The organism is Leptospira mtsangambouensis, from assembly GCF_004770475.1.
Lineage (GTDB): Bacteria > Spirochaetota > Leptospiria > Leptospirales > Leptospiraceae > Leptospira_A > Leptospira_A mtsangambouensis.
On record NZ_RQHK01000008.1, the window covers coordinates 25,920 to 44,760 of the forward strand.

Sequence of the window (18,841 nt, forward strand, 5' to 3'; positions counted from 1 at the left end):
TCCCTAAATCCCAAAGCGGTCTTCCACAATTTATTCCGCTTATATACATCACCTGGAATTCAAATGAATTCCAAAAATGGACGTTGTTAAAACTTCCAAAGCGTATGTTACAGTGCCGAAGGTTTATCTTTCTTCTGTAACGAATCCAAAAAAAATTTTGGACGCCGAAGGCCTGTGTTGGATAGCAGGGGTCGTTATGAATGGATCAAAAAGAACGGGCGTTTGGGTCGCCAAGTGGATGGAGGATTTGGGTCTTACTCCAAATCAAACCAAGTTATATGCAGAGATTGTGTCTTTGGATGCTTGTGGTGGATGTTTTGCATCTAACGAGTATTTGGGGACAGTTTTGCGGTTGAAAAAAGATACAATTTCTCGACTGGTATCTGAGCTCAAAAAAAAAGGGTTATTGAAACAAACCGGATTTGATGGAAGAAAAAGATTTTTAAAACCAATCTTTTTACGGACAGGCCTTGAATCGGATTTGAAAACAAAAGAGACACGTGGCGATGGATTGTTTGTCCAAGTGGGATTCGGAGTTTCATCCAAGTCTGGGTCCACAGAGGATACGAGGCCTTCTTATAAATACCAATTAAATAAAAAAGTACATAAAGGAATTGAGGCAAACGTAAGGAAAACAGATTGGAAAGAGTTTCTGAATTGGTGCGAAAGGGAACTTTCTTTTTCGACAAGGATGTCTCTTGCAGATCTGAGTGGCCCAGAGGCACTGAGTGGGTTGCAGTTGGTCTATTGGAAACGTTGGAAGGCAAATCCAGGATAAGGATTGGTTTGCCTTCCTTGTGTGTTTAGTTATTTTATTTGTGTTAGATCCTGTCTGAATTGTTTTCTCCCACCTGGGTACTCGATGGTGTAGAGGCATTGGCAGTTTTCCCATGCGGGACTTGCGAAAAAATAACCGCTATTTTCCGATTGGCACGAGTCTTGTTTGGGTTTGATTTTATGAGCAGAGATAAGGCGACCTAAGTCCTTTGTTTCTACTTCATCTAGTTGGACAGACTCTTGTTCTAAGAGGATGGAGGTAAGTCTTGGGGAAGTGGAGAGGAGATTTGTTGCATTCAAGCAAGTGCTCCTTCTCATGGCTAGGCTACCCGATTCAATGGCTTGTTGGCTTGCTTTTGCAGAAACAGCTGCATAAAACACTTCTGTATCGCCTACGGTTTTCCATTCGGATTTTAGTGGCGTGTAACTTTGGCAGGCGATGAAACACAAAAGAAGAGAAGAAAGTATAAATCTCATATTGGATCCTAAGTTTTATCGAGGCTTTCTTAATTGGAACAGCTTTTGGCGGGTTCCGTCGAGGATAATTTATTGTAAAAAATTCTAATTCGGCGAAAGTAGGGTGATCCCGCTATGAGTCTTTTTAAACCATTACCTTTTTTTTCCGGAGCTATGATCCAATCATTTCTGGCTTCTTTTAAATCGAAATCAGACAAACGGTATGGCCATTCAGTAAAAGGGGAGTGGAAGTCTGTAAAGGCAAAGGACGGAACTACACTTCTTGCAAAAATTCATGAGGTTCCAAATCCGAAAGGTCTAATTGTGCTCGTACATGGTTGGGAAGGGAGCATTCATTCCAGTTATATTGTTCGGACAACCAGACATTTTTTACAAAAAGGGTTTTCGGTTTACCGACTAAACTTAAGAGATCATGGTGATACTCATCATTTGAACGAAGGAATATTTAACGGAAGTTTGTTGCAGGAGTCTTATGAAGGTGTTTGCGCACTTGTAAAAACTTCTGGTTTTAAGGGGCCAGTGTATTTGGCTGGATTTTCGTTAGGAGGGAATTTTGTTTTGAGGATGGCAGGTAGGCACTCTCTTTCGAGACAGGCAGAACAAATCCCAGGATTAAAACATTGTTTTGCGTTTAGTCCCGCTCTAAATCCCAAGCGGGCCACAGTGAAAATGGATGAACATCCTTTTTTGCGAAAATACTTTCTGAAATCTTGGAAGGTCTCTTTGCAAAAAAAAGCAAATTTATTTCCTCATTTGTATTCGTTTCATGACTTGGATGATTATCAGTCGGTGATGCATCTAACAGAAAAAATGGTGAAAGAGTTTTCGCATTTTTCATCTGTAGATGAGTATTTTGATTCTTATACTTTGAATGAATTGTTTTTTAAGTCTGTTCGTGTTCCGACTACGATTTTGACCTCCATGGATGATCCGGTGATTCCATGGAAAGAGTTCGTTGAGATTCCTCCTTCCTCCTATTTAGAAGTTGTGATTGAATCCAAAGGTGGACATTGCGGATTTATTGAAGATTTAAATCGTTCTTCTTATTATTGGAAATTGATGGAAAAAAAGATGGGTTGATTTCTTCCCAGATGGTAGTCCAATACTCTGCCCAATCTTCTTTTTTCGATGTCCAAAATTTTAAATAAAAAGAATCGAGTAGCTCTCTGTTGGAAAGAATTCGTAAGATGTTTTTTCTATCTAAGGAATTTGGACCCTGTTTTAATAACTGAATAAGATCTTCTTCTGTAGATTTTGGAAGTTTTGACTGATAAGTTTTGTTCCCTTGTAGTTGTTTGTGTTGGTGAAAAAAAACTGGGTGGACAAGTGCAAAGAAGAATTCTCTTCCTTCCAGATAACTGTTCTTATGCGAGTCAAGGGTATTTTCTAGGTTTTTGATTAAGCCGAAGTTTGTTTCCCAAAACTTTGTTTCAAATAATTGATTAAAAGTTTTATGTTCTTTTCCTGTAAAAATAACCAAAGGAATTGAAAGAATCCAGCCAACCCAGATAGGAAATGTCAAAACAAACAACATTGTGGAATGTGAATAACTGATATAAGCAGCGGCTAATCCGAGGACTGTCACTCCAAAAAAGGAAGAGAGTATATAGGTAAGGTTGTATCCTGAGTCAGCATCCCTGTTTTGTGGGCCCCAAGTGATTCGTTTGTTGAGTAAAATTGAAAATACAAAGATACTATGATACACCATATAAATAGGCGCAATCAAAATGGAAAAAAGAGTCTCCATGAGAAATGCCGGAATTTTTTTGAAAATTTGAAGGATTGGTAGACTAAAAAAACTTAGGACTCTTGGTAAAAATAATAAAACCAAGGATAGGGATAATAGTTTTAGATACAATGGATCATAAATTTGCGATTTAAAAAATTCATATTCTTCAGGTAACATGGAGTAATTCAGATATTTGCTGTCTTCTAAATAATTCCATAAACTCAATAAGATATAACACAACCAAATGGGCGAATTGAGATAAGATAAAATTCCGTTTAGAATATGAATTCTATTGATAAATGGTATTTTTTTACCAAATAAAAACCAAAAATGTTGGAGATTTCCTTGGCACCAACGTTGGTCTCGTTTGAGTACGTCGATAATGTTAGGTGGACTTTCTTCGTAACTTCCATCTAATTCATAGGCACAGTAAACGTCATATCCTGCTTTCCGCATCAAGGCAGCTTCCACAGTATCATGACTCAAAATTTTTCCACCAATTCCTCCGTATTCTGGAAGGTGAGGGAGTGCACAATGTTCCATAAAAGGTTTGACCCTAAGGATGGCATTGTGTCCCCAATAACCGGTTGCATTGATTTGCCAGTAGGTTGCTCCTTTTAGGAAAAAAGGGCTAAATAAATAAGAAGAAAATTCGGTTAGTTTTTGGAATAAAGTTGTGGTGCGAAAAATTTTTGTACTGGATTGGATGATTCCCGCTTTCGGATTTTTTTCCATATTTGCGATTAGTTGGATGATGAGTTCTCCCGAAACGAGGCTATCTGCATCAAGGATGATCATGTATTTATATTTTTTCCCCCATCTTCTGCAGAAGTCGGCAATATTTCCACTTTTCCCATTTAGGTTGCTTTTCCTTCTTCGGTAGTGAAAGTTTTTAAAATTATTTGTAGATTCACATAACTCTATATAGGCGGCTTCTTCTTTGATCCATTTTTCTGGTGTTCGTGTGTCACTTAAGATAAAGTATTCTAACTTGGGAAGTTTGTGGATTTTGGTTGTTGATTCAAAAATTACTTTGATTCTGGAGAAAATCGAAATTTCATTTTCTTCGTAAACTGGCATCACAATGGCAACGGGAATTGATTCTATAGCCGAAAAATCCAATTCTTTGTCGGGGATTTTTGTTGTTTTGAGTAGTGGGTCACCATTTTTTTTAAGTGAGAGTAAAAATCCAAAAAAGGCTGTGTTTGCTCCATAAGATAACATAGGCAAAAGAAAAATTAAGGTGATGAATTGATAGTATTCTGTGATTTCAATTCCTCGAAAGGAAATGATTTCGATGAATAAACTAAATCCCCAAATGACAGGAATGATAAAAGTTAAGAAAAATAAACTGCGTTGGATTTTGATCATAATAACCTGAATATGATGATATAGTAAAGAAGGCTCCATAGGAAGATGGATGCGATAATGAACAATGGTTTTAAGGATCCAACAATGGATTGTTTTGTTTTGTTTGTATCTCGTTTCCAGTCAGAAGAATTTGGGATCATGGATCCAAATTGCCAAGACCGATCAGCAATTGGGATTTTTTGAACCTCTTGGATTTTGTGGGTGGTTAGGTAATTTTGCCAGAGTGTCCAGTCTGATGGGAAAGAAAAACTTAGGTGATTTGATTTGAAAAAATCATTCAGAATTTCAACAATTTCGAATTCATTTTTGGTCCCACCAAGAATCAAAAAGGTGCGAGTCCTTTCGCTAAATTCGTTCAAATAATCTTTGTTATTTGGAAAGTCCATCTCGATACATCCAAGTTTCGGTAATTCTTTGATTTTGATTTTTGAGAAAAACGGTCCAATCTGATTCTTCAGTGGTTGCAGGATACCAGATTTGTAAACGCCATTGGTCTAGTTCCGAAATTTTTTCTATTTTATAACGAATAGAATCGGAAGTGATTTTATTATTCTCAATGATAACTTCAAGTTCGGTTTTTCGATCGAGAGCTTTTAGGTGATCTCCAGTGAAATACAGAGTAAAAACTTTTTCTTTTGGAAAGAGTGGGTCAACTCCTCTATAAAAGGCAGATGCTTTTCCCAAGGTATGTTGTTTGGGAGATCTTTCCGTATAATGAAGTGTGTATCGAAATTCATATCCTTCATTTAAATTAGGTGGTATAGCAGGTTCCCAGAAGGTAGTGACATTGTCATCGGAATCTAAATTTGTCGTGAATTCCAATAAATACAAACTGCCTTTGCCCCAGTCGCCTTTTGGTTCCACCCAAACACTAGGCCTTAAATGGTATTTGAGTTTTTCATCTTGGTAACTTTTGAATTTTCGATCTCTCTGGATGAGTCCATAACCTAAAGGTGAATCTAGTGGTATTCTTGTTAGTTGGGTTTTTTTGGGGTTGATCAGAGGCCTCCATTCCCATTCACCCATTTTGTTTTGTGTTAAAAGTCCATCGGAGTCGTGTACTTCTGGGTGGATGTTTCCTAAAATAGGATTGTCCGCTTCGCCATACAAATACATTGACGTAATGGGTGCAAAACCTAGACGTTTGATTTTTTTGCGAAGATAAATTTTTGTATGAACATCAATGGTAGTCGTTTCGCCTGGATTGACAATAAACTCATAAGATCCTACCACAGATTCGCTATTCATAATCGCATAGATGGTAATGGATGTATCCGTTTTATTCGGTCGTTTGATATAAAAACTTTCAAAGATCGGAAATTCCTCTTTATCTTTTGGTCCAGTGTTGATGGTTAGTCCTCTTCCCGAAAGTCCGTATACTTGGCCTTTGGAAATTGCCCGGAAGTAGGAAGCTCCTTGGAAAACTAAAAACTCTTCCAAAACTTCTTTTTGATTGATTGGGTAATGAACACGAAAACCGGTATAATGAAGTTTTTTAGTTAACTCTGCAAAATCTTCTGCAAGTGGTAAGTCTCCAAAATTAAATCGAGAGGCATCATAGGGAATTTCTATTGGTTTTTCGTTGATCACTTCATAAATTTGAATCCCATTGCTATAGATATGACCTGGATGGAAAAAGTGTAGTTGGTAGGGGAGAGCAAGATTTTTCCAAATGGCTACATCTGGTTTGTATTCAATTTGTCTATAGTCTTCATAACTGATGCCATCCAAACCTGGGATTTTAAATTCGGGAGTAGGAGAAAATTTGGACTTTAATTTTTGTTTTGCGATTGAATCAGCAGCTTGAAAGTCGAATACTTCGGTTGGGGTTGATATCGCAATTAAGGTGGCAATTTTGTTTAGAGTTAAATCATTTTTTCGGATGATGATGATGACACACAATACCAAGGCAATGAGTGCAAGATATATGTTCAATTTCTTCATAGTTGTAATGATAATAATTGAATCTATGGGGTCACGTAAATAATCTATTGTAGCATTTTTGTCTCACTAAACATGGATTTAGCAAGGGGAAAGTTTTTTTCTATTGCATAATTCAAACCTTTCTATAGAATTCCCTCATCTTATGAAACCCATTCCTATCAAATATTACTTTTTGTTAGTTGTCACCTTATTCCTGCAATGTTCTTGTTCCTCAAAAACAGATAAAATTTTCGGTGAGTCAGTGATCACTAATAACAAACCTCAAACGTTCAAAAAGATCGCTCCCTTAACTGCCAATTCGTATGGTTCCAGAAAGAATCTATTGGAGAATGGATGGGCTGTCATTCCTTCGGGAAAAAAGAGTATGGATTTGGTTTATGAGAACGGAGGGATCAGTGCTCGCGTTGCCAAAGCGATGGTCCTTGTCCATATGAAAAAAAGAAGCTCTGATTATCCTGGAAAACTGGGAGACACAATGACATCGGTTGCTTCTTGGGTGAATTCTGGGATCAATGATTCGTCTAGTCGAACAGAAGATATTTACGATGCAGCTTGGCAACTGAGCAAAACGGAATGGAAAACTTCGAAAGATAGTTTTAAAGAAGCGGGATCTCGGTTTGTTCTAGGTTATATTTATTTGGTTCCGAGAGCTGAGTCGGATTTCAGACGATTGAATTCTACTTTAGATGAACTTGGATTGAAACGAGATTCTTCTTCAAAGAAATTAAACGAACTGTTTAGTGCCACTCTGAAACAAAATTCTCAAAATATCATTTCTGCATGGAGTGATTCTTTTTCAAAAGCTTCAGATGAGTTTACAAAAAATTATGAAGCATCAGGTGAACGAGGAAATGCTCTTTTGGCTCTCGTAGATATTTTCCAAGGATATTCTGTGGCACTAAAAGAAGTAATGATCGCGCCTATTGCGAAAACTGGTAAAAATACAGGAGAGATTCTTGTTGTCAATGGAGTGTATGTTCCCCTTTCGCAAACTATGAATTTTTCATCCAATGCTTTGATTTCAACGGGAGTGGTACTTTATTATTCAACGCAAACGGGTTATCGGGTACTTTCACCTACATTGGAAGCTGGTCTTTTTAGTTCTATCGGGATCCTATCTGCATCTTCTACAATACCGACTTATACAGGTGGGACAACGCTTGCTGCATTCAACCAAGTAACTTCTGTTGCTGCCACAACGACTGGAGGAGCCATTGGTGTTGTGGGTGGTGCAACCATAGATACAACAGCCTTCGCTACAGGAATGTTATACGATCTTTCGAAAGGTACAGCTGAGGCAGGTATGTATGCGATGAGTTCCGGGATGGTATTAGGATACGCTGCGATGACCGTTTTACCATCTCAATTGTTACTTACGGCTGTGGATGGGCCAATTTTAATTATGTATGACGGTCCTCGTGTTGTGATCGCTACAATAAAAGGAAATTATTCCCCTTTTGAAGATGCTCCCACTGGATCGGTGATTAATTTAGAAGAAGCTAAAAAAACGGGGAAAGTAAAGATATTAACGGATGATCCAAAGATCATAAAGAAAGTATTGGACGCTGAGATCGAAGAACAAAAAAAACGCGCAAAAACAAAGGTGTCTGAAGAAAAATGAAATCAAAACCATACCAATTTATTTTATTACCTTTCACTCTATTTATTTTACTCTTTCAGTGTTCTGGTTCTGATAAAAAGACCGAGGACCCACTAAAGAATACAAAAAAGTTAGCACTCGAGGGGCATAAGTCTCTTTATTACCAAGGGGCACTTCCGGTAAAAGGGACAAGTATCAAGTTCATTCCTCCCTTTCATGAGTCTACAATCTATGTTATGGACCAAAGGTTTGGGTTCGCAGGAGAAGAATTTTCAAAGTCCGTTTTGAAAGCACGAGAGTCTGTTGTGATTGTCAAAGATGGAACCAAAATGAGTTGGTCAGCCGCGGGTAAGTTGAACTCAGGTGGAGAAGCAGCCATTCAGTATCTGAATGAAAATGCCACCAAACCTGGGTTATTTATTATGTACAGTTCTGTGGCTGAATCATATGGGTTGATTGGTACATCTTGGGAACGAGGCATTGAATCTCACCAAGCGGTGATTAAAAACTCAATCGCCACCCGTAAAGAATGGGATGATTGGGCGAATATGCAATTGAATCAGAAAGAAGAAAAAGACAATTCTCCATCAACTAAAAAAAGGTTCAACGAATACAAAGAAAAATTCCAGAAGGTATATGAATCCACGGTGTATGGCTATGTGGATTTAGATGATGCATTAAAATCTTCATACAATGAATCTTATGATGATTTTAAATCAGGAACTTGGAAACGGAGATTCGCTGAAATTGATGATTATCGATCTTCCGTATCGGAAAAAATTTTTGGGACTTGGAAAGAAACTATTTTTTCTTATGGAAAGGATACTTCGCAAGAACTTGGTCGAGCTAAGGCAGATATCGAATCGATTGCAGATGGTGAAGGTGTTCCTTTGGCCCTTCTTAAGTTTTTTTCACGAACAGTGAAAGCTTTGTTTTATGATAGTGTTATCAAACCAATTGGGAAAATAACAATTCTATCTGTTGGTTATGTTACTTGGAATGGAATCATTTATCCATCTGCATACATTACAACTGCGGCAGGTTCAAGTCTCTATTGTTTGGTAGAAACATTTACTTTGGCAGGAAAAGGTGTTGTTTATATCACTGCACCAAGTGTGGAACTTGCGTTAGGTGCCTTATTGAATAGTACGGAAGTCGTTTTGAAAGAATCGGTTCAGTCTATGGAGAAAGGGGCAAAAGTCACTTCTGCCGTAGCGAGAAAAACATCTGCTTATTCTGTTAAAACAGCTGCCGTTGTGACAGAATCATCGGGGAAATATATTTTAGCGCCCATGAGTCTTGTAGGAGTCACAACAGCACAGACAGTTCTTGGTGGTGGACTTGCTGTTTCCGGTACCGTTACAGGGGCAACATTTACAGGCGCTTCGGCAACGGCACAAGCAGTGACTTATACCTCCACGAAAGTTGCGGCGGGAGCTGTGGGAGTTGTAGGCACCACGGCAGCTTTTGGAACCGGGACAACTTACGGAGTCTACCAGTTAACAAAAGCAGTTGGTGTTCCCAGCGGCATTGTGATTGGTTCAGGAGTTGTACTCAGTTATGAATTTGTTTCGCATATGTCCGCACATTCTGTGTTGGCAGTTGCGGATTGTACGTATTTAGTGTTATCCCTTGAAGGTGGGAAGTGGGTGGTCTATGGTGTGAAGGATGGCTCGAAAAAAGCCGCAGGATTACTGACTGGAGCCGTTGTTGATATGGATCAAATCCGAAAAGAAGGGGGAACTGTAGTAAAAGTTCCTTTAGAAGAGGGTGAAGTTGAAAAAATACTAGGTAAAAAAAAGAAAAAATAAAACCCTAGGAATATGGAGAAAGAAGGAAAAAAAATTCTCATCATAGAAGATTCGGAATTACAACGAAAACTTCTCAATCGATGGATTTCTAACCATGGTTATGTTCCTATTGAAGCGGTCTCTCTTTCTGATGCAAGAGCGATCATTAGTCAGGATCAAATTGATGTGGTTCTTTTGGATTGGGAATTACCGGACGGTTCCGGTATTGAGTTGATTTCTGAAATTTTCTCTTCTTCTCCAGTGGGTTGGCTTCCTATCATTATGGTTACAGGCCATACTGAACCTGAAAACCTAAAACTTGCCATTGAAGCAGGTGCTACCGATTATATCACGAAACCAGCAAAAGAGATTGAGCTTTTGGCGAGAATCTTTAGCGCTCTTCGGATGAAATCTTTACATGATCAACTTAGAGAAACTGCTATCCGTGATGTAATGACCGGTTTGTATAACCGACGTTATATGGAAGAAAGGATAGAGCAAGAGTTTCAACGATGTAAAAGGCATAAACATAACTTATCATTGGCTATGATTGATATCGATTTTTTTAAAAAGGTAAATGATACTTATGGGCATGAGACTGGTGATATTGTTCTAAAGAAAATTGCTTCAGAGTTGAAGTCTTGTTTGCGAAAGTCAGATATTATTTCCAGATTTGGTGGGGAAGAGTTTGTCATCGTTTTTCCTGAAACTGGCGTATCAGATGCGGCGCGTGTTTTGGATAAGATAAGAGAAAAAGTTTCTAACATTGAATTGGAATCAGAGGTTGGTCAGAAATTTAAAGTTTCTTTCAGTGGAGGTGTTGCTGGAGGAGATATTTCTGAAGTCGAAAATCCAATCGAAATTCTTAGAACAGCTGATAAATTATTATATGAAGCAAAGTCCTCAGGTCGGAACAGAATCATCAATTAAATTATCAAATTGAACATTAACCATTCTTTTTACCAACTAACGCCTGATTCCATACTGAGTGCTATGGAGTCATTGGGATATGAAACAACAGGTAGATTTTATCCCTTAAATAGTGTAGAAAATCGTGTTTATGATATTGAAACATCCAATGCAGGAAGAATTGTAGCAAAGTTTTATCGACCAGGTAAATGGACTTACGATGAAATTTTAGAAGAACATCGCTTTTTATTAGAACTTTCCTTAGAAGAAATTCCGGTATTAACTCCAATCACTTTAGAGGGTAAAACTTTATTTGAATGGTCAGGGATTTATTTTGCCATTTGGCCACTACGGAATGGTCGGATCGTGGAAGAAATTTCCGGAGGTGACTTAGAAAGAGTGGGTGCACTTCTCGGTCGAGTCCATGCGTTAGGGAAAAAACTTGGGTCGATTCATAGGCCCACACTTGACATCCCTTCTTATGGGTTAAAATCATTAAACTTTATTTTAGAAAAGGGGCTCATCCCGAACAAAACTTTGGAAGATAGGTATCGGGTAACGGCTCTTAGATCATTTGAAATTTTTGAATCTTTAGTGAAAGAATATCAAATTCCTTTTCAAAGAATTCATGGAGATTGCCATAAAGGGAATCTACTTGTTTCATCTGAAGGATATAGTCTTTTGGATTTTGATGATTTTTTGGTGGGACCCATAGTGCAAGACTTTTGGATGTTGCTTCCGTTAGGTGAATCGGATCGAAAGAAGGATGTATTCGGCTTTTTACAAGGTTACACAATGTTTGCAGAGTTTGATGAAAACTGGTTACAGTTGGTGGAGCCATTACGAATCATTAGATACATTCATTATGCAGCATGGATTGCGAAACGGTGGGAAGATCCTTCGTTTCCATCTTTATTCCCTCATTTTGGTACTGAAGAATATTGGTTAAAAGAAACTTTGGATTTGGAGTCAGCTAAAAAGGATTTAGAAGAACAGTCGATTGAAGTTTCAAATCAAAATGATATAGAACCAGAGATGACAAACAAAGATTTTTTTTGGGATTGGGAAAATTAAGAAGACTCACCAACCAGATGCGATAATGCAACTGCGAAAGCATGAGATACATTTAAAGAATCGATATGATTTTTCATCGGAATATATATTAATTTGTCTGAAAGATTCAGAATGTTTGAATCGATTCCATCTGCTTCGTTACCAAGTACCAATACAAATTTTGTTTGTTTTCCTATCTCATAGATTGATTTAGTTTTTGATAATAAATCTTTCCCTTCTCTAGGAAGGCTAAGAGATAATATTGTGTGTCCTGATTTTTTGAAAGAAGTTAGTGTTTCGGTTGAATTTTGTATACGAACTAATTGGATCTGGAAAAGGGATCCCATGGACACTCTGACACTTCTTCGTAGATATGGTGATGCGGATTTATTGTCAAAGAGAACGGTTTTGATACCAAATGCAGCTGCGGACCGTAAAATTGAGCCAATGTTTTCACTATCGACGATCGAGTTAACAAATAACATTGGTGCAGTTGCTTCGGACAATTCTGTCCATTTTTGAAAACCAACAGCCATAAACCCTTGGTGTACGGAAAATCCAATTGTATCTTCAAACACTTGTTTGTTGGCAATAAAACAGCTGTTTACATCTGGCAACCTGGATAGGATTAAATCTTTATGTTTTTCCCAGTATTTGGGCATACAAAAAACAGATTCCACAGTAAGAGAGGAATTTAAGAGGCGGACTGCCGTTTTTTCATGGTCAGCGATGAATTTATCGGAAGGTTCTTCCTTGGCTTTGAGGAGTTGGTATGCCGCGAGTCTGGGGTCTTGGGGGGATTGGATGTATTGCATTATGTCTCATTAGCCTGGGGAAGCCCCCGCCCTGAATAGGGTGGTGGAGGCGGGCTTGTGGGTTTGTCCTAAAATCTCTAACACAAATTCCACTTTCTTTCAATCAAAGATTGAATTTCCAAAAGTTTTCTTTCAGAAAGTTCATGTTACTTCAGATGATAAGTGGATTGAACAAATCCGTTGGGATAAGTCAAAGTTCGTATGTGTTTTAGTTTTTGGTCTTGGGCAGAATCACCGAAAAGAGGAAGGCCAGAGCCAAGTAAAATTGGTGTACGTGTGATTGTGATTTCATCTAGCGCCTGTTCGTTGATAAAATGCTGAATCAGTTTCCCTCCATCTACATAGGCGGCTTTGATCTGCTTTTTTACTAAAGTAGCCGTTAAATTTTTAATTGTTCCATTAAAAATAAAAATTGGATGTTGGGTCTCAAATTTGTAATCGGGGTTATGAGTAAAAACGTAAACAGGGATAGAATCAAAAGGATATGGTTCAAAGCCAAGAACAGTCTCGAAGGTAACCCTGCCCATAACAATACAATCAATTCCTTTCATAAAGGATGAATATCCAAAGTCATCGTTATCTAACTTAAATTCATCGGAAGTGAGCCAATCGAGTGTCCCATTTTTTCTTGCGATAAAACCATCTAAACTGCTTGCAATAAATGCTTTATATTTTATCATTATATGAATTATTCTACGGTGTAGACCTTTGTTTCTACACCGTAGAATATACTTTCAAAAAATGAAACAAAAAATAATTCAAACTGGTCTGAAAATATGTGAAAAAGACGGATACGAATCTTTTAGTATGCGGAAATTAGCTACAAAATTAGGTGTGGACCCGATGGCTGTATACCATTACTTCGAAAATAAAGATGCATTAACTCATGCCATGGTAGAACAAATCTTTAATCGGTTCCAGGACCGAGTTGCTGTTGCTGACAAACCATCTAAAACAACATTAAAAATAATTTTATATGAATATTGGAATCTATTTCTCGACTACCCAGGATTGTCTCTATACCTTATTAAAAATTCTTATAATGGTTTTCCTTCTGTTGTGACATTTAATCAAACGTTAAAATATTTAATCGAAAAGAATTTTCCTAAAGCCGATATTGGAAAAACCTTAAACATCATAATCGATTTTATCCATGGCAATGCACTTGCGTTCTCATTTGTATCTCCTAAAAAACAAAAAGCAAAACTGAATCCTGCTAATCAAAAGGAATTTGAATCTTTATTGTCATATCTTTTGGATTCTCTTTGATCACCTAATTTTTGTTTAGTTAAGATTGTGCTTTTGAAAGCTTAGCAAAATTCACCTATCATCCCTCATTTGTAGTTGATAAAATTACAGACTTAAAAAACATTTATTTGAAATCTCGGGTTTCTCCTAACTTCAATGAACATAGACCCTCGCACAGTTGTATTTATAAACATCGTTGGGTGTTTGCTAATGTCTGGGGGACTTTGGTTTGCTGCGAGAGGTTATTTCCAAAGACTTCGCTTTGTTAAAGATTGGTCAATTGCCACTTTATTACAGGCCCTAGGATGGGTAGTAATGGGAGCTCTTCGCGGTGTTATCCCGGACTGGATTTCTATCAGCGCAGGGAACTCGCTAATACTTTTATCACTCGTTTATTCTAATAACATCATACTATCAATGTTTGATAGAAAGACAATGTGGAAGTCAGGACTTTTCTCAGTTGTTTTAGTATTTGTTTTGTTGGTATTACACCATTTTTCTGATCTTGCACCAAAATATCGAATTTCATTAATATCTTTTGCAGCTTCCATTCAACTCATATTGTCTTCTAAAACCATCTTAGCAGCAAATAGAAAAGCAAGACTATCAAGTCATTTTGCAGCCTTTTTCTATTTAGCCTGTGGCATCTTTTTATTTTTTCGTTTTTTGTATTATACTTTTGCTGATGTTTCTGTTTCGCAAATAGCATTTGGAAAAGGACCCATTCAAGACATCACTTATTTGTTTTTTTATGTAACTTCTGTCATGATGACATTTGGGTTTTTGATGATGTGCATCGATATCTTCATTAAAGGCCAAGAGGAAAGTGAACAGAAATACCGTTTGCTTGCTGAAAATACTTCAGATGTCATTTGGGTATTAAATTATGACGACCAAAAGTATGTATATGTCAGTCCTTCGGTACTTAACATTACAGGCTTTACATCGGAAGAAGCAGTTCTTCATTCAGTACAAGATTCGTTCACACCAACATCTTTCAAATATATCATGGATGTATTGCCGTCGAGAATCCAAGAATTTAGAGAAACAGGAGAGAGAAAACCGTTCAGCGACGAAGTGGAACAATACTGTAAAGATGGCTCAACAATTTGGATCGAAGCAAATACAGTCTTTCAATGGAACCCAAATGGTTCGATTAGTATATTAGGTGTCTCAAGAAACATTGATAAAAGAAAAAAAGCTGAAATAGAAAAGAATAAGTTTTTTTCCGAATTACAGTTATTGAATCATACTAAGGATAAATTTTTTTCGATCATTGCACATGATTTAAAAGGCCCGATTGGCGGGATGAATACCTTTGCTGGTATGATTTTAGAAGATTTAGATTCAAGACCCTTAAAACGAACAAAAAATGATTTGAGTATTCTTTTTCAATCTTCTGGTGAAATTTATAATCTTTTAGAAAACTTACTCACTTGGGCAAGATCGCAAACCGGAGAAATTGCTTTTTTTCCAGAGAGTATTTCTTTATATCGCTCCATAGAATCAGCAATAGCTTCTGTTTCATTTTCGATTCAAAACAAATCCATAATAGTAAAGAACTCTGTTGATCCTAATACAACTGCCTATGCGGACGAAAAAATGATAGAAACTATACTTAGAAATCTAATTTCCAATGCGGTTAAGTATTCTCAACCTAATGCTGAAGTTAGGATTTCAGCTGAATCTATAGAAAATGACATTCAAATTTGTATCACTGATTTTGGAATTGGTATCAACGAGGAGATTCAGAAAAAGTTATTTCGTATTGATGCCAAACAAACGAGTATGCCAGGTACAATTGGAGAAAGAGGTACTGCTCTTGGTTTGATTTTGTGCAAAGAATTTATCGAAAAACATGGTGGCAGTATTCGTGTGGAAAGTGAATTAGGTAAGGGTTCAAGGTTCTTTTTCACCTTACCTAAAGAATCAAGTGTTCCTATTCGGGAACGACTTTAGTTCCGTTGACCACTGTATCACCGGGGTAAAGTATCACTGATTCCCCAACTGAAAGACCATTTTTAATCATACTAATTCCTTCACTTTGGTGTTCAACCTCAACAAATCGAAGTTTGGCTCTCTTTTTTTCAACAGTAAACACTGCCCATTTTTCATCTTCACGAAACAATGCAGAAGTCGGTATGACAATTGAATTTGGTTTTTCAAATAGAATGATTTTACATTCTAATTCATAACCATCACCAATTCCGTGTGGCGGATTAAATTCAATGAATATGGGAACTCGTTGTTCTTCCACACCTAAGGATGAAATTTTAGTTACCGCAGAAGGTTCTATGATAGACACTCGCCCTTCTAAAGTTTGATCTCCGAATCCAGTAAGTAAAACTTTATCATTAAGGTCTAAGTCAGGCATATCTTCCGATAGGACAAAAGCAGATACATCAATTTTGGTAATGTCTCCGTAGTCCAAAATCCGCTCACCCATAGCGACCGGACCCGCACTTTCGCGATATACTTTTAATATTTGACCGTTTGCAGTTGCTTTTACTACTTTGATGATGTCCCAGTCAACAGTGACTAAGGTCATTCCCTTTGAAACTTTATCTCCAGCATGTAATTCCACCCTCCGCATAACACCGTTTACCGGGGAATAGGCTGTATAAAGTTCTTTTATTTTTGTTTTACCTTGAACTGAGAGTATTTGTTTGTAAACACCTTGAGCGACAACCGAAACTTCTACAGGTTTTGGATCTTTTTTTAAAATCAAAAAAGAAATAACTAAAAAAAGTACCACACCAATGGCGATCTTAGCGTTTTTTGTTTTAACTAATTCTAAAATTTTTTCTTTTGTCATATTATTCTCTTACCTTGAGTACACTTAATAAATCCATTGTTTTTAACTTTCGATAAACGATTACAAAACTAATTGCTGCAGTAAATAATGCCAGAAGGATCGAATAATAGTAGGTTGATGGGAAAATTACTACAGGAACTTTAAATCCTTCTGTTTCGTTGCTGTTTAATATTAAATTGGCAACTTTGTTTCCTAAAAAACATCCGATAGGGATCGCCACCAAAATTTGCCAAGTGAGTTCCCAAACAATGATTTCAAAAACTTCTTTCAAACTAAATCCCAGAATTCGCAAACTTCCTAGTTCATAAATTCGTTCAGATAGAGTGATCATTGCTGTATTATATATTACGCCAATCGAAATGATAATTGTAAATATTAAAATAACAACAGACGTTGATTGGAGAGATCTTTGCATCACGTCCTTAAATGCAGTGAGGATTGCTGACTTTGAAAACAAACCTATCACTAATGGATTGTCTTTAAATTCTTCAATTAAATTTTTATCTTCTATTGGATCTGTTTTTAACAAAGCTACATTGATTAAACTACCCTCGTCTAACATCCGATTGAGATTATTTCGAGTGATAAACACGCCTTGGCCTAAAATTTCATTTGCGAAAGCAGAAACAGTTACGGGAATTTTTCTTTTTTCTCCATCCAAAGTTTCGATAACAATCGTTTCTCCCTTTTGAATCCCAAGTTTGTTTGCAAGTTCAGTATTCATCATAATTCCATAAACAGGAATACTAATGGGATGAAGGTCATGGTTTAGAATTCGTCTTAAATCGGAATTATCGGAAATACCCGTCAAAACTGTATCTTTGGATTTTCTATTTTTAGTAATTTTGATGGGAATGGAACGTTGTCCCTCCGCTATAAAAACACCTTTTTTTTCTTTTAAGTCGAACAATATAGAATCTTCTACGGGAACTCTAAAAACTAAAGTAAGTGTTTCCCTTTGGATTGTATTAAATTGTAAATCGAGTAATGTGCCAACGGTATCTTGGATAAAATTCCCAATGATCATAATCATGATCGAAGTTGATAAACCTAAGATAGTAAGGATAGTTCGAGTTGGTCTTTTAAATAGATTTCTAAAAACCATTCTTTGGATGGTTCTTAGATCTGTGATCCAACTTTCCCAAAAAGAAATTGTATATGTTCCTGGAGGTGCAGGTCGCATCGCTTGTGCCGGATCAAGTTTTATGATGGTACGTAAGGAAAAGATGGTACCAATTCCTCCAATTAGAATCCCAAAACTAACACTGAATAAAGCGAGTAGGGGAGGGAAAATTGGCACCAATTGTGGGAATTTATAAAATCTTCCATAAAGGCCAGTCATCGCATTTCCTAAATAATAACCAATGATCACTCCAAGTAAACTACTCAATGCTGTGATAAAGGTGATTAACTTCAAGTAATGGAAAACGATGTCTTGGGAAGTATAACCAAGCGCTCGTAACGTGGCGATTTGTTCTCTTTCTTTTGAAATAAGTCGATTTGATATGATGTGCAATAAAAAAGCAGCGATTGCTAAAAAAATCCCAGGTAAAAATACAGCTGTTGTTCGAAGTTGTCTAAATTCATCACTTAAAAAGGAATCAGAAGGTAAAAGTTTTCTTTCCTTTGCACCTAAACCTCCGTATTCGTCCAAAAGAACATCCAGGTCTCGCATCGTACGTAACCTTTCTTCTCCTTCAGCAGCAAAGTGGAAAATAATTTGGTTAAAAGCACCTTCGAAGTTAAAGTTTGCTTCCATTGCTTCTCGTTTCATCCAAATGATTCCATAATGTTTATCATCCGGCATAGGAATTCCAGGCCTAAAGACATATACAAATTCAGGTGATAACCCAACTCCTGTTACTTGAAGAAAAACTCGTTTCCCTCCAATAATGGAAGAAAGAATCGAGCCAGGTTCTAATTGATTTGCATTGGCGAAATTTTCGCTAATCACTATATCTTGGTTTTGTTTTGGTAAAAACCCTTTTTTTAAGTATAATGTATTTGTATGTTCGGGTAGCGAAATTAATTGCGCTGCAGAAGGATACGTCTCACCTGGAAAATCTAAAACAATTTCTTTTGAAATTCTTGTTTCAAAGTCGGAGATCCCTGGGAGTGCCCGTATTTTGGACTCAAGATAAGAAGGGGCCCTGTTTAAATAAACAAATCCTTCGCAAAGATTTTGTTTGCTGTAAAAGTTTAATTTGGCATCTAACAACGAAAAGTAAGCCGCCCAAGAAGCGGAAAAATAACTAATTCCAGCTGCAATCACCAATCCGACAGTGAGTCCTTGCATGGTCATCGCCTTTAAAT

16 protein-coding genes are annotated in these 18,841 nt (G+C 37.1%); 8 read left to right on the forward strand and 8 right to left on the reverse strand.

Annotated elements, in window-relative coordinates; translation table 11 throughout:
• The first annotated feature begins 196 nt into the window (after positions 1-196).
• Complete coding sequence (locus EHR01_RS10270) at positions 197-778, forward strand: helix-turn-helix domain-containing protein (RefSeq protein WP_135694702.1); 582 nt, start codon at positions 197-199, stop codon at positions 776-778.
• Between the two features lie 29 nt (positions 779-807).
• Here EHR01_RS10270 and EHR01_RS10275 read toward each other — a convergent pair whose 3' ends face one another.
• Positions 808-1,254, reverse strand: a complete 447-nt coding sequence (locus EHR01_RS10275) for a hypothetical protein (RefSeq protein WP_135694703.1) — start codon at positions 1,252-1,254, stop codon at positions 808-810.
• A 153-nt stretch (positions 1,255-1,407) separates the two neighbouring features.
• Here EHR01_RS10275 and EHR01_RS10280 point away from each other — a divergent pair, with 153 nt between their 5' ends.
• A complete protein-coding gene (locus EHR01_RS10280; protein ID WP_244310065.1) occupies positions 1,408-2,334 on the forward strand; it encodes a YheT family hydrolase in 927 nt (308 codons plus the stop codon).
• On the opposite strand, the gene mdoH is transcribed toward EHR01_RS10280, so the two are convergent.
• From mdoH to EHR01_RS10295, 3 genes are read right to left on the reverse strand one after another with little or no spacing between them, the layout of a single operon-like run.
• Positions 2,273-4,354 carry a glucans biosynthesis glucosyltransferase MdoH gene (gene mdoH / locus EHR01_RS10285; protein WP_135694705.1) on the reverse strand — a complete coding sequence of 694 codons (2,082 nt, stop codon included), beginning with the start codon at positions 4,352-4,354 and terminating at the stop codon, positions 2,273-2,275. The two genes, EHR01_RS10280 and mdoH, sit on opposite strands and share 62 nt — an antisense overlap.
• Entirely contained in the window at positions 4,351-4,740 is a 390-nt protein-coding gene (locus tag EHR01_RS10290) for a hypothetical protein (protein ID WP_135694706.1), read from the reverse strand. Before EHR01_RS10290 ends, mdoH begins: the two co-directional genes overlap by 4 nt.
• Positions 4,724-6,298: an OpgD/OpgG family glucan biosynthesis protein gene (locus EHR01_RS10295; protein ID WP_135694707.1), complete on the reverse strand. Its 1,575-nt coding sequence runs from the start codon at positions 6,296-6,298 to the stop codon at positions 4,724-4,726. Before EHR01_RS10295 ends, EHR01_RS10290 begins: the two co-directional genes overlap by 17 nt.
• 142 nt (positions 6,299-6,440) lie before the next feature.
• Here EHR01_RS10295 and EHR01_RS10300 point away from each other — a divergent pair, with 142 nt between their 5' ends.
• Genes EHR01_RS10300 through EHR01_RS10315 form a run of 4 tightly spaced genes read left to right on the forward strand, consistent with a single transcriptional unit; the run spans position 6,441 to position 11,671 of the window.
• Complete coding sequence (locus tag EHR01_RS10300) at positions 6,441-7,919, forward strand: hypothetical protein (RefSeq protein WP_135694708.1); 1,479 nt, start codon at positions 6,441-6,443, stop codon at positions 7,917-7,919.
• Entirely contained in the window at positions 7,916-9,709 is a 1,794-nt protein-coding gene (locus EHR01_RS10305) for a hypothetical protein (RefSeq protein ID WP_135694709.1), read from the forward strand. The genes EHR01_RS10300 and EHR01_RS10305 overlap by 4 nt, the downstream gene beginning before the upstream one ends.
• A gap of 12 nt (positions 9,710-9,721) precedes the next feature.
• Positions 9,722-10,618: a diguanylate cyclase DgcR gene (gene dgcR, locus EHR01_RS10310; protein ID WP_135694710.1), complete on the forward strand. Its 897-nt coding sequence runs from the start codon at positions 9,722-9,724 to the stop codon at positions 10,616-10,618.
• A 9-nt stretch (positions 10,619-10,627) separates the two neighbouring features.
• Positions 10,628-11,671 carry a serine/threonine protein kinase gene (locus EHR01_RS10315; RefSeq protein ID WP_135694711.1) on the forward strand — a complete coding sequence of 348 codons (1,044 nt, stop codon included), beginning with the start codon at positions 10,628-10,630 and terminating at the stop codon, positions 11,669-11,671.
• Here EHR01_RS10315 and EHR01_RS10320 read toward each other — a convergent pair.
• Both EHR01_RS10320 and EHR01_RS10325 read right to left on the reverse strand, forming a co-directional pair.
• A complete protein-coding gene (locus EHR01_RS10320; protein ID WP_135694712.1) occupies positions 11,668-12,465 on the reverse strand; it encodes a TrmH family RNA methyltransferase in 798 nt (265 codons plus the stop codon). The two genes, EHR01_RS10315 and EHR01_RS10320, sit on opposite strands and share 4 nt — an antisense overlap.
• A 146-nt stretch (positions 12,466-12,611) precedes the next feature.
• Positions 12,612-13,145 (reverse strand): dihydrofolate reductase family protein, encoded by a 534-nt coding sequence (locus EHR01_RS10325; protein ID WP_135694713.1) that lies wholly within the window; start codon positions 13,143-13,145, stop codon positions 12,612-12,614.
• A gap of 61 nt (positions 13,146-13,206) precedes the next feature.
• Between EHR01_RS10325 and EHR01_RS10330 the strand changes: the two genes are divergently transcribed.
• Both EHR01_RS10330 and EHR01_RS10335 read left to right on the forward strand, forming a co-directional pair.
• A complete protein-coding gene (locus tag EHR01_RS10330; protein WP_135694714.1) occupies positions 13,207-13,734 on the forward strand; it encodes a TetR/AcrR family transcriptional regulator in 528 nt (175 codons plus the stop codon).
• 189 nt (positions 13,735-13,923) lie between these two features.
• The gene (locus EHR01_RS10335) at positions 13,924-15,672 is read left to right on the forward strand and encodes a PAS domain-containing sensor histidine kinase (RefSeq protein ID WP_135694735.1); all 1,749 of its coding nucleotides are present in this window, start codon (positions 13,924-13,926) and stop codon (positions 15,670-15,672) included.
• Here the strand turns inward: EHR01_RS10335 and EHR01_RS10340 are convergent.
• The gene (locus tag EHR01_RS10340) at positions 15,653-16,528 is read right to left on the reverse strand and encodes an efflux RND transporter periplasmic adaptor subunit (RefSeq protein WP_135694715.1); all 876 of its coding nucleotides are present in this window, start codon (positions 16,526-16,528) and stop codon (positions 15,653-15,655) included. The genes EHR01_RS10335 and EHR01_RS10340 overlap by 20 nt on opposite strands.
• 1 nt (position 16,529) lies before the next feature.
• Positions 16,530-18,830, reverse strand: a complete 2,301-nt coding sequence (locus EHR01_RS10345; protein WP_208721762.1) for an ABC transporter permease — start codon at positions 18,828-18,830, stop codon at positions 16,530-16,532.
• Positions 18,831-18,841: the final 11 nt, after the last annotated feature.